Here is a 12,447-nt window from a genome sequence, read left to right as displayed (position 1 = left end):
ATTACCCAATTTGTTGCACGTAACTTTCCCCAGTTACAAAAACAATTGAGGTAATCTTTTTTGATATAATTATTCCATTAGGAGGAATGATTATGTCAGAAATTGCAAAGATCACAATCACATCATTAGATGATTTATCCAGGTTAAGTGAATGGTATCAGAAAGGAGAATTGAAATTGAATCTATCAAAGATTGCACGTGAATTAAACTGTGACCGAAAAACGGTTAAGAAGAGACTAGAAGGCGTGATACCAAAGACAACACGTAAGAGAAAAAAGTATTTAGATGAGTTTAAACCGCTGATGCTTTCCTATCTTCATGATTCAACGCGTCACTTCAGTTATATCGATCACCTTTTCTATTTTATGAAAAGAGAACATCATATCACCTGTGCCCGTTCTACTTTTTATCGCTATATTGTGAATGATGAAGAGCTGAGTCAGTCATTCCAACAAAATACTAGAACAGCGTTCACACAACGTTTCGAAACTCAACCCGGTCAACAAGCTCAATTCGATTTAAAAGAAAAAGTAAAATTAGTAACGAATGACGGGCAGACCATTACAGTATATATTCCAACGTTAACTCTTTCATGGTCACGTTACAATGTTCGTCGACTGATATTAAATCCGACAACAGAAAACTTACTGTCATTTTTAGCAGAAGCATTCGAGGAAATTGGCGGAGCACCACGAGAATTAGTCATTGATAATTTGAAAGCATTTGTCGAAAAACCACGAACGAGTATGGGAGATAAAGCTGTCTTAACTTCACGTTTTTCAGAATTTTGTAAAGATTATGGTATTGAACCACTGCCGTGTATGGTCTATCGTCCTCAAACAAAAGGAAAAACGGAGACGCAGAATAAATGGGTGGAACAATTATATAATTACAATGGTACCTATGAAGGGATATGGACTATGCATCATCGGTTAAAACAACTGAATGAAGAAGATAACAGAGGCATTTCTCAAGCGACAAGGTTGCCACGAAATTTCTTATTAGAAAAAGAAAAAGGTGATTTGGTCCCACTGCCATCCTTATCAGTCAGAAAACCTTATCACCTTCATCTTAAAAAGTTCATGTTACCAACGACTCTCTCTTCCAATACCATTATAATAAATATTCCGTTCCAAAAGAATTTATCGGTAAACAAGTAGAAATTATCGTTCAAAACAATAAACTTTATATTTATTATAACGGAAACATCATCGATAGTCATCCTATAACCAATCAACTGTTCAACATAAAGCCAGAGCACCAATTGTATTATGCAAAACAGCAGGATGAAACAAATAACTTAGAAACAGCGACAGAACCGAGTCTTATTTCAAGGGAATTAGGAGGCATCCGTTATGACAATCTATCTTAAAGTACAAGAGCAATTAGAGTATTTAAAATTTAAATCAGCACAGCACTACTTAGAACAATTATATCAAAACCATCAAATGACCGAGGCAGAATTATCTGGATTATATAAAATACTGGCCAAAGAAGTGGAAGCGAAGGATGAAAATAACCGTTTGTATAATGTTAAAGTCGCTGCTTTCCCTTACTTAAAGACTATCGACGATTATGACTTCACGTTTCAGCCAAGTATTGAGGAGGATCAAATAAGAACGATTATTGAGTCATCCTTTTATAACGAAGCAAAGAACGTGGTATTAGTGGGGAATCCAGGTACAGGCAAAACGCATTTAGCGATTGCGATTAGCTATAGTGTCGCAATTAAACGTAATAGTGTTTACTTTATTAAATTTAGTAAACTAATCCATTCCTTGAGAACGGCTTATCAGGAAGGAACGCTCGAACGAAAAATAAAATTATTCTTCAAATATAAGTTACTTGTGATTGATGAAGTAGGATTTAATGAAATAAGTCCACTTGAAGCAAAATTATTCTTTCAATTGATCGATATGCGATATACAAAGCGATCCACGATCTTCACGAGTAACTTAACTTTCGATAAATGGCATACCATTATGGGACAAGATGAGATGTTAACAAAGGCGATTATTGATCGTATTTTACATCATTCTTATCTCATTAATATAACAGGGCCTTCTTATCGAATTAAAGACAAGCTTTCCCCACGAAAAAGTGGGGAATCTTAAGTGAGACAAATCGGGATTTTTAAGTTGACTTTTATATAAGGTATTGATACTTATCGTGATACTCTTTTACGCCGATTATTTCAACGTTGATATCACTTAATTTTTTCGGTAATCCTTCCATGATTTTCCTCATTTCTACTGTTTGATAATGTTTTGGCGAGGCTAGGCATAAACTTGTTAAATTTAGTCAAGTTTATGGTTCGTTAATTAGTAGCGCAGTGGTTGATTGTCCTTAAATGGCGTCATAATTTAGCTGAGATTAATCTTGAAAAGTCCAGTCAAATTAATTTATAACGCAGTGGTTGAGTGGTCTCAATCTGCGTCTCTAGACTTGTTTGAGACCTACTCTACTTTGCGCGGGTGAACAAACAAAGCGAAAATCAATCGATTTTCAACTTCTTGAACACTCCCTATTATACTATATATATGTGTGAGATGATAAACAAAAGTCTTGACTCTCCTATTAAGGGATGGTTTACACTATTAATATAAACATCAGTTGACTAGGAGGATTCATGATGAAATCAAATATTAATACACTGATTGCCTTTATTTTGAATTTAAGCTTTGCGATAATTGAATTTATCTATGGAGGAATTTTTAATTCTAGCGCTATACTAGCGGACGCTGTGCACGATACTGGTGATGCAGTAGCGATTGGGATTGCGGCTTTCTTAGAAAATTTTTCTAATCGTAAGGAAGATCATCAATTTTCTCTCGGATATAAACGATTCAGTTTACTGGGCGCGATGATTACAGCCCTTATTTTAATTATCGGTTCCTTTTTTGTTACCCTTAAAAATATCCCTAAATTAATTCATCCTGAACCCGTCAATTATAACGGTATGTTAATTTTAGGTCTCATTGCCATTATCATCAATTTTATCGCTAGTTATGTCGTCAGCCGTGGACAAACTAAAAACGAAGCGATCCTTGGTTTACATTTCCTAGAAGATATCTTAGGCTGGTTAGCTATTATAGCAGTTTCAATTATCTTACGTTTTACTAATTGGTATTTCTTAGACCCCTTGCTTTCACTCATGATTTCAATCTTTATTTTAAGCCGAGCTTTGCCACAATTTTGGACCAATTTGAAAATATTTCTTGATGCTGTTCCTGAAGATATCTGCTTAAAAACATTAGAAAATGAAATAGCTCAACACGATAATATCCGATCCATAAATCAAATAAATCTTTGGTCGATGGATGGTCTTGAAAACAATGCCACTTTACATATTTGTGTCGATGATACTCAATTGATAGAAGAAACAAAACATGACATTCGTGATTTATTGGAACACCATCAAGTTTATAATGTCACGATTGAAATTGATTCTTCTTGTGAAGCACACGACTTACATAAACGTGATATAGAAAAAATATTCGCTAATCGCAAGGGCCATACTCATAGCCATGGGCATCATCACCACCACTAAGTTTTAAGATCAGTTATTTAAAAAATAAGAGCACATTATCCCTCATAATTGAAACAACTTAAAATCTATTAAACTCTTTTAATACCTCATAATAAAGAGAGAGTTGGCGAGAAAGCATAAACTTTATAAATCCAGTTCGTTATTTTAAAGCACTGTGATGCAGTGGACTCACTTTGTGGGGGATGAACAGACGAACCGAAAAAACATTCGGTTTTCTACTTCACTCCCAGCTGTGCGGGGTGGGCAGACGAAGCGTAAATCATTCAATTTTCTACTTCTGGCCTACTCCCTCTCTTTTGTGTTATTTATAATTCACCTAGATTAATCTTCGATAAACTTATCCTCTTTTATTTGTGAGTATGGCAAAATTTTTGGCATATCTTTATGTTTTTTACCAATAATTTTTTCCATCCACATAATGTGATACCAACGATTAAATTTATAACCACAATAATGAAACACACCTGCTTGTTGATAACCTAAGTGGCAATGAAAATCAACACTGTTTTTTGATAGGTACTCATCCTCATCATCCAGAAAAGCAATACAAGCATAAATATTTAAGATCCCCATCTCTTTTAAAGTCATTTCCATTTGTTGATATAATTGACGTCCGTAACCTTTTTGTGGTGTAGGACGGATCTAAATAAATTGAAATCTCGCAAGACCAATCATACGCTTGTCGTGCATTTAAGGGACTCGCATAAGCATAACCAATGATTTCTTTTTGCTCTTCCATTACTAAATACGGATAACGTTTTAAAACATTCGTCATACGGTCTTCAAATTCAAATACTGACGGCACTTCTAGTTCAAAAGTGATGGCAGTATTATTCACATAATGAGCATAAATTGATAATAAATGAGTAGCATCTGTTAAACTGGCATTTCTAATTTCCATCGGGTCACTTCTTTCTTTTAGAATGATATTATTTTATTACTCCTTTACACTATTGGCAATAAAAAAATGGGATTGTCCAAATAGAAAACAGTCATGAAGGGCTACTAATCTGGACACTCCCAATATATTCACATTATAAACAGATTCCAAGTAAAATGGCCATTAAGACGATAAAAGGTGCCGGAACTTTTTTGGTTAGTAATAATAATACCGTAACTAACGTTACTGCCATATTTATAAAAGAGAATCCACTTCTTTGTACCATCGTAATAGCTGAAGCCAAAATTAACCCACAAGCCACCGGTGCAATGCCACTGATGGATAATTTTATTGCTTTAATCCCTTTTAATTGTTCCCAAACTGGATAAACAAAAAGGATTAATAAAATACCAGGTAAAAATATTCCAATGCCACCTACAATCGCACCCATTAATTGGCCTACCCAGGCTAATGAACGAGCAGCCATACCTCCAGCATATGCTGAAAAACTAAACATCGGACCGGGCATTCCTTGAACAATACCAAAACCGGTTAAAAACTCATCATTTGTCATGTGTTGATGAACTTCCACTAAATCATTATGCATTAAAGGCACAACCACTTGTCCACCACCAATGACTAAATAACCATATCGATAAAAACTCTCAAACAACTTGATAATTAAATTATCAAATAAAAAATTTAATACGATTAATCCCAGTGCAAAAACGAAAAATAGTATTAAATAGTGCCACGGAGGAGTAATCGAAACATGGTTAAAAATCCCCTCTTCCTTAGATGCCCAAACAGCAATAATTCCACCTAAAATAAGTACTAACGGAAAGACCCAAGTTGCTTTAAAGAAATATGTGACGACTGCACCCAATAAAAATAATCCTACCGTAAGATTTGAATTAATGACCTTACGTCCAATATTATAAATAGCCACTAAAATAAAACCCACCGCCATTGGTCCAACAAAACGGAAAATGTCTGCCGACACATTCATTGCTTTGGCAAATTGCCCATAGAAAGACAGTGCCGTCATAATAACTAAAACAGGAAGCGACCAAACAACCATGGTTAACAACGCTAGTGGAACACCACCCATTTTATAGCCCATGGCAATAATTGTCTGCGTAGAACTTGGCCTTGGAAGAATTGAAGTTAATGCAATCAACTCCGTTAATTCTTCCTCTGTCACACATTGCTTCTTTACCACCATTTGATCTGAAAATACACCATAATGGGCTTCCGGCCCTCCATAAGCACCTAGAGAACAAATAAAAACATCTTTTAGAAATGTCAGATGCGTCGATTTCATTGAGTAACCTCCAGTGAAATAATTAAATGACAGAAATAGGCTTCTATCTCCTCAATTATAGTATGGAAGAAACCAATTGCCTTATGATGCTTTTTAATAAGAATATTAGCAACACTAATTATTTTCCAAATAAAAAATCTTAGACCAAGGGATTATATCCTCCGATCTAAGGCTAAACTGTTTTATTAATTATTCCCCGTTTAATAACCAAGAAACTCCGAATGGATCATCGAACATACCAAATAGTTCAGTCCATTCTGTTTTTCCTAATGGTAGAGTAATCGTGCAACCTAATTCTTTCGCTTTAGCTTCTAATTCTTTAACGGCATTCACTTCATCTTCATTATTTAAATCAAATACAATTGAAATATTTTGACCAGACATATCAATTGGCATATTGCCCCAAGTGTCTGAACAGTAAATACGTTCACCTAACATATTGAATTGCGCATTCATCACGAAGTCTGGATTCGCTTTTCCAGCCATTGGTGAGTCAGCAAAACTTGGATCCGATGCTTTAACAATTTGAATATCAGTTGCGCCTAATTTTTCATAAAATGCTAATGCTTCTAATGAGTGTTGAAAATTTAAATACGGTACTACTTTTACCAAAAGGACCACCCTTTTTTCTAAAGTTGACTTAACGTCAACTCATTATAGCATTCAAAAATAAGTTAGAATAGTAGTTTGTAAAATTTATTTGTGTTCCTTTGCAAGTCGCTTGTTATACTCAATTTCAATAAATTCAGGTAAGTAATTAGGCGTACAACCTTTTGATACCCTCATCCCTTTATAAAGTTCAGTCTCTTCACCAAGTTGAACACATCGCGCTCGGTATTGATCTTCATAAACACCAATCCAACCCGCAACAAAATTCATGCCCATTGAACCACAGCTTCTTCATCCATAATTGTTTGCTCAATAATCGAAAGAAGCTCGCCTGAATTTTCAGGTGGAGTTTTCCCTTTCCAACGACGTCTCCCCTCAAAATACCAATAGGTGCGTCGTTGAAGAGGCAATTTGCTCTCACACCACGATTCAATCAATTGGACTAATTTTTTTGATTTCGTTAATTGATTAGCAAATAGCCAATCCATTAATTGAGTTTGTTCATTTTCATCATGAATCGCCATATCCTCAACTAAAGAATTTACTTTTGCTTCATCTAACTCTTTATTATCCATAATTAAAATGGCTAATTGTCTCGGTTTAAATAAATCCGTTGACCATAATTCCATTGCTAATAAATGATCTTTTTTTATCTCTTTAGCAATCTTACGTAAATCCCCTAATTTTGTGGAATCATCGAATGACTTTAAAATAATTTGTACATTTTCAGATAACGGTTTATTGTTTTCCGTTTTCATTCCCTCTTTTACTTATGATAGGCATGTGCGTACCAATCGTAACTGCGGTTTTTAGACTTTTATGATTGCTTCGACTATAGAAATTTTTATTAATCACAATTTTTTATAATGTTCACGTTCTCTACTATATAATAATCCTCACAAATGAAATCTCCATATTCGTTAGATAATTGAGGATAGTTTGAATTTTCTATAAAAATATCAGGCGTAAGGGAAACGATCAGAATTTGCTTTAAATTCTTTCCACTATCAATCAGGTCATCTATTTCGTCATTTTTATCGACCCGAATTAATTCTTTTTCAGCATCAAAAACATATTGATTATCTGTAACTTTAATCGTAATTTCTTTCAAGATATTATTATATAAATCATTTACAAAAAATGGCTTTAACTGAAAAAGAGCTAATATATTTTCTTTATCAACCAGATTCAGTTCTCCTAAACTCACAATTCCTTCATTAATGATTTTATTATCATCTACACGCAAAATATTAGCGAACATTTTGAGATGGTTTTGTAGCTGTTGCAATGAATAGAAGCTTTCGATCGCATCATTGTATGTCATTACTACTGTTCCTTTGTCTATATTAATTATAGTTTGATTATCGTCATCAAACTTGGCATTCGTATGTGCTCCAAGATGACGCAACTCACTATAATAAGCATTTTCGACAATTTTAGTAAATTCTGCCAAGGATGCTTCCTTTTTTAGTTTATCTCTAATATCATTTATAACTACTCCTTTTTTAATATTTCCTCTGTTATCTTCATAACGACTAAAGTTTTGATTCAATGGCTCATCTATAAGGCACTGTGTTACCCAAAACAAAATCTTCATTATTTCTGTATTTTCATACGAACTTTGAAAAATACTAAGTAAGGTAGGATTGAACTTGCTTTTTGAGTTTCTATTGAAATCTAATCTATAAGTAGAGTAGCTTCTATTTAATAATCTATCCCAAAAATTTTCATCTTCGTCTATTCTTACTTTTAATTTTTTTTGATTGTCAAATTAAGCTAGAATTTTTACCTAACACATAATACGTTTGCTTTTTGTTTAATTGATAATTAAAATGCTTGTTCGAAAGTTCAAGTATAAATTATCCACTAACTTTAAGGTTTCCACAAAGTCAGATTTGTGGCAAGTGTAGTGAGTCAAATTGATGCATTAAATCGTTAGAGCTTTACTTGGATGCTCCGGTATGATACTCGCGAATAGCGAGTTGGGGAAAGGGTTTGGGTAGGAGACCCAAAAAGCATCCCCAAATCATCATGCCGGGCTAGGCACCAAGTCAAGCTCTAACAATCAGGTGCCTTACGCAATGGATTCACTGTCTTAACAAACACATTGTGTGCATTAGAAAGCATCTATCCATCCAAGTTCCTTACAACAATCGATAAAAACTTCAATTGGCGTTCGATAACCTAATGATTTTCGTGGAATTTCATTGCGGAAATGAGCTGTTTGGCTGAGTATTTCCTGCGATATATCGGTAAAATCCATCCCCTTAGATAACCCATCTCTTCGAAGTAGTCCATTAGAGTGTTCATTTAAGCCGCGTTGTGACGGACAACCGGGATCAGCAAAGTAAATATTGATGTCATTGACATTTGAAATGGCTTGCCAATCAGAAAATTCTTTTCCACAATCAAACGTAATGGATTTAAATAAATTTCTCGGTAAATAAGCAAACCAGTTATCACAAGCGATTCGCACATCACTTGCTTTGCGACTGTTAATTTTTATCGGGATGATGAGTTTACTGATTCTTTCGACCAGTGTTAGGACTGCACTCTTATGGTCTTTTCCGACAATCGTGTCACCTTCTAGATGTCCAAATTCTTTCTCATATTGTGGATTTTCTTTTTGACGATCTTCGATGGTGCGTCTAAAGTGTTGTTTACCTCTTTTTTCCTGATACCCATTAGGTTTTCTCTTACCTTTCATCGGTAAAGTTGAGGGATCAAAGAGTTCCGAGTCTTTAAAACGACGATAAAGTGTTCGAGCTGTACATCCTAATGGGAGTTCATTCCGACCAATGATGACGTCAGGAGACCACCCCTGGTCCACTTTTTTCTTAATATATGTGATTTGTTTAGTGTTAAAGACCTTCTTTTTGGCACCACAGCGTGATTTATTCTCTTTATATTGATCGTAGTATTCCTGAATATTACCACTATTTTTAAGAAAATTAACGACGTTATAAATGGTTTGGATGGCCCGATTTAATTTTTTAGCGATATCCGTTACTTTTTTACCGCTATCGTAATAATTTTCTATCCAAATCAATTCTTTCATGGTAAGATGTGTATAAGCCATTTGTATGTACTCCTTCCTTAGCATGTGATTTTATGTTTAGGATACCATACAAATGGCCTATTTATTTTTCTAGCTTAATTTTACTATCCAAGTTTAATTTCTTAGCATATGACAAATTATTTAATTGAACCAACACTTCATAATCGACATTGGTGTCGCTAGCTAAAGCTATTTCCGAAGTTAAGGACGAAGTGTAGAAAGTTAAAGCATCAATAGGTTTATTATTAGCTGAAAAATATAACAAAGATTCTGGTATTAAATTTAAATCTAATTTGTCCCGCTTATTTAATGAAGTCAGATGGTGATAATAATATAACTTATCTTCCAGTTTACGGACTTTATCCTCAGAATATTCTAACTCATTCATAATTTTCCCCCTTTTATTTACTTTTTGTGCACTAAACTATAATATCATCTACTTATTGAACTCATGCTCATATTGGTAGTTCCCGAGGCTTATTTGCTATTAATTAGATATACCTCACTTAACTTTCTGAATTGTTTTCATCTAAAATATTTATTACGTATTGTTTATCTGTATTATAATCACCTTATTCATGTACGGTTTCAGTATACTAAATATTTCTGGCTTACTTTTATACTCAAAAATGCTATTGTAACTGTACAAAAATTTTAATAATTTGGATAGTAAAATTAAGCTAGAAAAATAAATAGGCCATTTGTATGGTATCCTAAACATACGAACACATGCTAAGGAAGGAGTACATACAAATGGCTTATACACATCTTACCATGAAAGAATTGATTTGGATAGAAAATTATTACGATAGCGGTAAAAAAGTAACGGATATCGCTAAAAAATTAAATCGGGTCATCCAAACCATTTATAACGTCGTTAATTTTCTTAAAAATAGTGGTAATATTCAGGAATACTACGATCAATATAAAGAGAATAAATCACGCTGTGGTGCCAAAAAGAAGGTCTTTAACACTAAACAAATCACATATATTAAGAAAAAAGTGGACCAGGGGTGGTCTCCTGACGTCATCATTGGTCGGAATGAACTCCCATTAGGATGTACAGCTCGAACACTTTATCGTCGTTTTAAAGACTCGGAACTCTTTGATCCCTCAACTTTACCGATGAAAGGTAAGAGAAAACCTAATGGGTATCAGGAAAAAAGAGGTAAACAACACTTTAGACGCACCATCGAAGATCGTCAAAAAGAAAATCCACAATATGAGAAAGAATTTGGACATCTAGAAGGTGACACGATTGTCGGAAAAGACCATAAGAGTGCAGTCCTAACACTGGTCGAAAGAATCAGTAAACTCATCATCCCGATAAAAATTAACAGTCGCAAAGCAAGTGATGTGCGAATCGCTTGTGATAACTGGTTTGCTTATTTACCGAGAAATTTATTTAAATCCATTACGTTTGATTGTGGAAAAGAATTTTCTGATTGGCAAGCCATTTCAAATGTCAATGACATCAATATTTACTTTGCTGATCCCGGTTGTCCGTCACAACGCGGCTTAAATGAACACTCTAATGGACTACTTCGAAGAGATGGGTTATCTAAGGGGATGGATTTTACCGATATATCGCAGGAAATACTCAGCCAAACAGCTCATTTCCGCAATGAAATTCCACGAAAATCATTAGGTTATCGAACGCCAATTGAAGTTTTTATCGATTGTTGTAAGGAACTTGGATGGATAGATGCTTTCTAATGCACACAATGTGTTTGTTAAGACAGTGAATCCATTACGTAAGGCACCTGATTGTTAGAGCTTGACTTGGTGCCTAGCCCGGCATGATGATTTGGGGATGCTTTTTGGGTCTCCTACCCAAACCCTTTCCCCAACTCGCTATTAGCGAGTATCATACCGGAGCATCCAAGTAAAGCTCTAACGATTTAATGCATCAATCTGACTCACTACACTTGCCACAAATCTGACGTTGTGGAAACCTTAAAGTTAGTGGATAATTTATACTTGAACTTTCGAACAAGCATTTTAATTATCAATTAAACAAAAAGCAAACGTATTATGACTCGTATTATGTGTTAGGTAAAAATTCTAGCTTAATTTGACAATCAAAAATTAATATAGTGGCTCACTTTTAAGTTAACATATACAGAAAGATCAATACCATCTAATAAGGTCTTGGTACCATAGGTCTTGTGTAAGTTTTCAATGGTTAATTCTTTCATGGAGAAGCCTCCTTTGTAATGAAATTATTATAACATATCCTGGATCTAACAAAGCTTGAAGGAATGATTCTTCTAGAAGAACTGCGCCAGATAGGTGATCCATAGATAACTAATGGGTAGCGAGACCGCCATGGCTGGAATCATGTTGGTGACTGGTAAACGTTTTAACTCCAAAATATTGAGTGCAGAAGCTAGAATCAAGACCCCACCCACTGCCTTGAAATCCGCAATTATGGCGGGTGTCGTATAGGCCAAAATTATTTCACCGGCATAGAACAAGGATAAGAAAACAATCGCCTGTGGCACCGCAATAAAGGAAACAACGGGCCCTAAGCTAGCGGAAAAAATCATGGCAGTAAAGAAATCCAAGAGGGTCTTGGTGATTAACAACCCATGATCACCGGTCATTCCTGATTCCAAAGATCCGTAGATTCCTGTCCCACTGGCACAAAAAAGCACAATGATGGTCGTCAATTGGAAAAAGTAAGTCTTTGAACCTAAACCGTGATTACCGATAGGAATCACTTTGGCCACCCATCGTTCCATATTGGCAGCCGCCTGATTAATTTTCTCATCAAAGCGCAAGCCCATTCCTACCAAAAGGCCGACAATCAGGCTCAATACAACTGCCGGCAAATTCTCGAGGGCGATCATATTCACAACTGCCATTAAGAAGGCACAAAGACCAAAAATCATGGTGAGCGATTCTTTGGCCTCTCGACTCAGCCTCTTACCAACGCTTCCACCTAATAATCCTCCAACAAAGATTCCCAATGAATTCACAAGGACACCGATCGGCATAGATGACTCTCCTCTTTCTCTTTTCTC

Annotated in this window: 12 protein-coding genes and 2 pseudogenes; 5 read left to right on the top strand and 9 right to left on the bottom strand. The window is 35.1% G+C overall.

Going from position 1 to position 12,447, the window contains the following annotated elements:
• The first annotated feature begins 86 nt into the window (after positions 1 to 86).
• From istA to CYJ72_RS07925, 4 genes and pseudogenes are all read left to right on the top strand, one after another.
• The gene (gene istA, locus CYJ72_RS07935; RefSeq protein WP_431606492.1) at positions 87 to 1,160 is read left to right on the top strand and encodes an IS21 family transposase; all 1,074 of its coding nucleotides are present in this window, start codon (positions 87 to 89) and stop codon (positions 1,158 to 1,160) included.
• A pseudogene (locus CYJ72_RS11680) lies at positions 1,139 to 1,372 on the top strand (hypothetical protein); the annotation flags it as partial. The gene istA and the pseudogene CYJ72_RS11680, both read left to right, overlap by 22 nt.
• A complete protein-coding gene (istB, locus tag CYJ72_RS07930; protein ID WP_101813547.1) occupies positions 1,356 to 2,114 on the top strand; it encodes an IS21-like element helper ATPase IstB in 759 nt (252 codons plus the stop codon). The pseudogene CYJ72_RS11680 and the gene istB, both read left to right, overlap by 17 nt.
• 518 nt (positions 2,115 to 2,632) lie before the next feature.
• Positions 2,633 to 3,550, top strand: coding sequence for a cation diffusion facilitator family transporter (locus tag CYJ72_RS07925; RefSeq protein WP_284629171.1), 918 nt, complete (start codon positions 2,633 to 2,635; stop codon positions 3,548 to 3,550).
• 321 nt (positions 3,551 to 3,871) lie between these two features.
• Here CYJ72_RS07925 and CYJ72_RS11675 read toward each other — a convergent pair.
• The 8 genes and pseudogenes from CYJ72_RS11675 to CYJ72_RS07880 all read right to left on the bottom strand — a co-directional run bounded on the left by CYJ72_RS11675 (position 3,872) and on the right by CYJ72_RS07880 (position 9,809).
• Positions 3,872 to 4,451: pseudogene (locus CYJ72_RS11675) on the bottom strand (GNAT family N-acetyltransferase).
• Positions 4,452 to 4,584: 133 nt separating this feature from the next.
• On the bottom strand, positions 4,585 to 5,754 hold the full coding sequence (gene chrA / locus CYJ72_RS07910; RefSeq protein WP_284629165.1) for a chromate efflux transporter: 1,170 nt from the start codon (positions 5,752 to 5,754) through the stop codon (positions 4,585 to 4,587).
• A gap of 189 nt (positions 5,755 to 5,943) precedes the next feature.
• On the bottom strand, positions 5,944 to 6,366 hold the full coding sequence (locus CYJ72_RS07905) for a VOC family protein (protein ID WP_284629164.1): 423 nt from the start codon (positions 6,364 to 6,366) through the stop codon (positions 5,944 to 5,946).
• Between the two features lie 84 nt (positions 6,367 to 6,450).
• Entirely contained in the window at positions 6,451 to 6,639 is a 189-nt protein-coding gene (locus CYJ72_RS07900; RefSeq protein ID WP_284629162.1) for a hypothetical protein, read from the bottom strand.
• Positions 6,630 to 7,121: a DNA alkylation repair protein gene (locus CYJ72_RS07895; protein ID WP_284629160.1), complete on the bottom strand. Its 492-nt coding sequence runs from the start codon at positions 7,119 to 7,121 to the stop codon at positions 6,630 to 6,632. Before CYJ72_RS07895 ends, CYJ72_RS07900 begins: the two co-directional genes overlap by 10 nt.
• 89 nt (positions 7,122 to 7,210) lie before the next feature.
• A complete protein-coding gene (locus CYJ72_RS07890) occupies positions 7,211 to 7,960 on the bottom strand; it encodes a hypothetical protein (protein ID WP_284629158.1) in 750 nt (249 codons plus the stop codon).
• Positions 7,961 to 8,479: 519 nt separating this feature from the next.
• Positions 8,480 to 9,442: an IS30 family transposase gene (locus CYJ72_RS07885; protein WP_101975427.1), complete on the bottom strand. Its 963-nt coding sequence runs from the start codon at positions 9,440 to 9,442 to the stop codon at positions 8,480 to 8,482.
• A gap of 61 nt (positions 9,443 to 9,503) precedes the next feature.
• The gene (locus CYJ72_RS07880; protein ID WP_284629156.1) at positions 9,504 to 9,809 is read right to left on the bottom strand and encodes a hypothetical protein; all 306 of its coding nucleotides are present in this window, start codon (positions 9,807 to 9,809) and stop codon (positions 9,504 to 9,506) included.
• Positions 9,810 to 10,174: 365 nt separating this feature from the next.
• Between CYJ72_RS07880 and CYJ72_RS07875 the strand changes: the two genes are divergently transcribed.
• Complete coding sequence (locus CYJ72_RS07875) at positions 10,175 to 11,137, top strand: IS30 family transposase (protein ID WP_284629154.1); 963 nt, start codon at positions 10,175 to 10,177, stop codon at positions 11,135 to 11,137.
• Positions 11,138 to 11,691: 554 nt separating this feature from the next.
• Here the strand turns inward: CYJ72_RS07875 and CYJ72_RS07870 are convergent.
• Positions 11,692 to 12,420 carry a DUF554 domain-containing protein gene (locus tag CYJ72_RS07870; protein ID WP_071408067.1) on the bottom strand — a complete coding sequence of 243 codons (729 nt, stop codon included), beginning with the start codon at positions 12,418 to 12,420 and terminating at the stop codon, positions 11,692 to 11,694.
• Positions 12,421 to 12,447 lie beyond the last annotated feature (27 nt).

The organism is Globicatella sanguinis (assembly GCF_002847845.2).
In the GTDB taxonomy this organism is placed as follows: domain Bacteria; phylum Bacillota; class Bacilli; order Lactobacillales; family Aerococcaceae; genus Globicatella; species Globicatella sanguinis.
The sequence above is the reverse complement of the archived record's forward strand: the minus strand, read 5'-3'. Positions and strand labels throughout refer to the sequence as shown.

Coding starts and splice junctions, on each gene's coding strand:
- istA (WP_431606492.1), top strand. CDS start 87: ATGATTATGTCAGAAATTGCAAAGATCACAATCACATCATTAGATGAT.
- istB (WP_101813547.1), top strand. CDS start 1,356: ATGACAATCTATCTTAAAGTACAAGAGCAATTAGAGTATTTAAAATTT.
- CYJ72_RS07925 (WP_284629171.1), top strand. CDS start 2,633: ATGAAATCAAATATTAATACACTGATTGCCTTTATTTTGAATTTAAGC.
- chrA (WP_284629165.1), bottom strand. CDS start 5,754: ATGAAATCGACGCATCTGACATTTCTAAAAGATGTTTTTATTTGTTCT.
- CYJ72_RS07900 (WP_284629162.1), bottom strand. CDS start 6,639: ATGGGCATGAATTTTGTTGCGGGTTGGATTGGTGTTTATGAAGATCAA.
- CYJ72_RS07895 (WP_284629160.1), bottom strand. CDS start 7,121: ATGAAAACGGAAAACAATAAACCGTTATCTGAAAATGTACAAATTATT.
- CYJ72_RS07890 (WP_284629158.1), bottom strand. CDS start 7,960: ATGAAGATTTTGTTTTGGGTAACACAGTGCCTTATAGATGAGCCATTG.
- CYJ72_RS07885 (WP_101975427.1), bottom strand. CDS start 9,442: ATGGCTTATACACATCTTACCATGAAAGAATTGATTTGGATAGAAAAT.
- CYJ72_RS07880 (WP_284629156.1), bottom strand. CDS start 9,809: ATGAATGAGTTAGAATATTCTGAGGATAAAGTCCGTAAACTGGAAGAT.
- CYJ72_RS07875 (WP_284629154.1), top strand. CDS start 10,175: ATGGCTTATACACATCTTACCATGAAAGAATTGATTTGGATAGAAAAT.
- CYJ72_RS07870 (WP_071408067.1), bottom strand. CDS start 12,420: ATGCCGATCGGTGTCCTTGTGAATTCATTGGGAATCTTTGTTGGAGGA.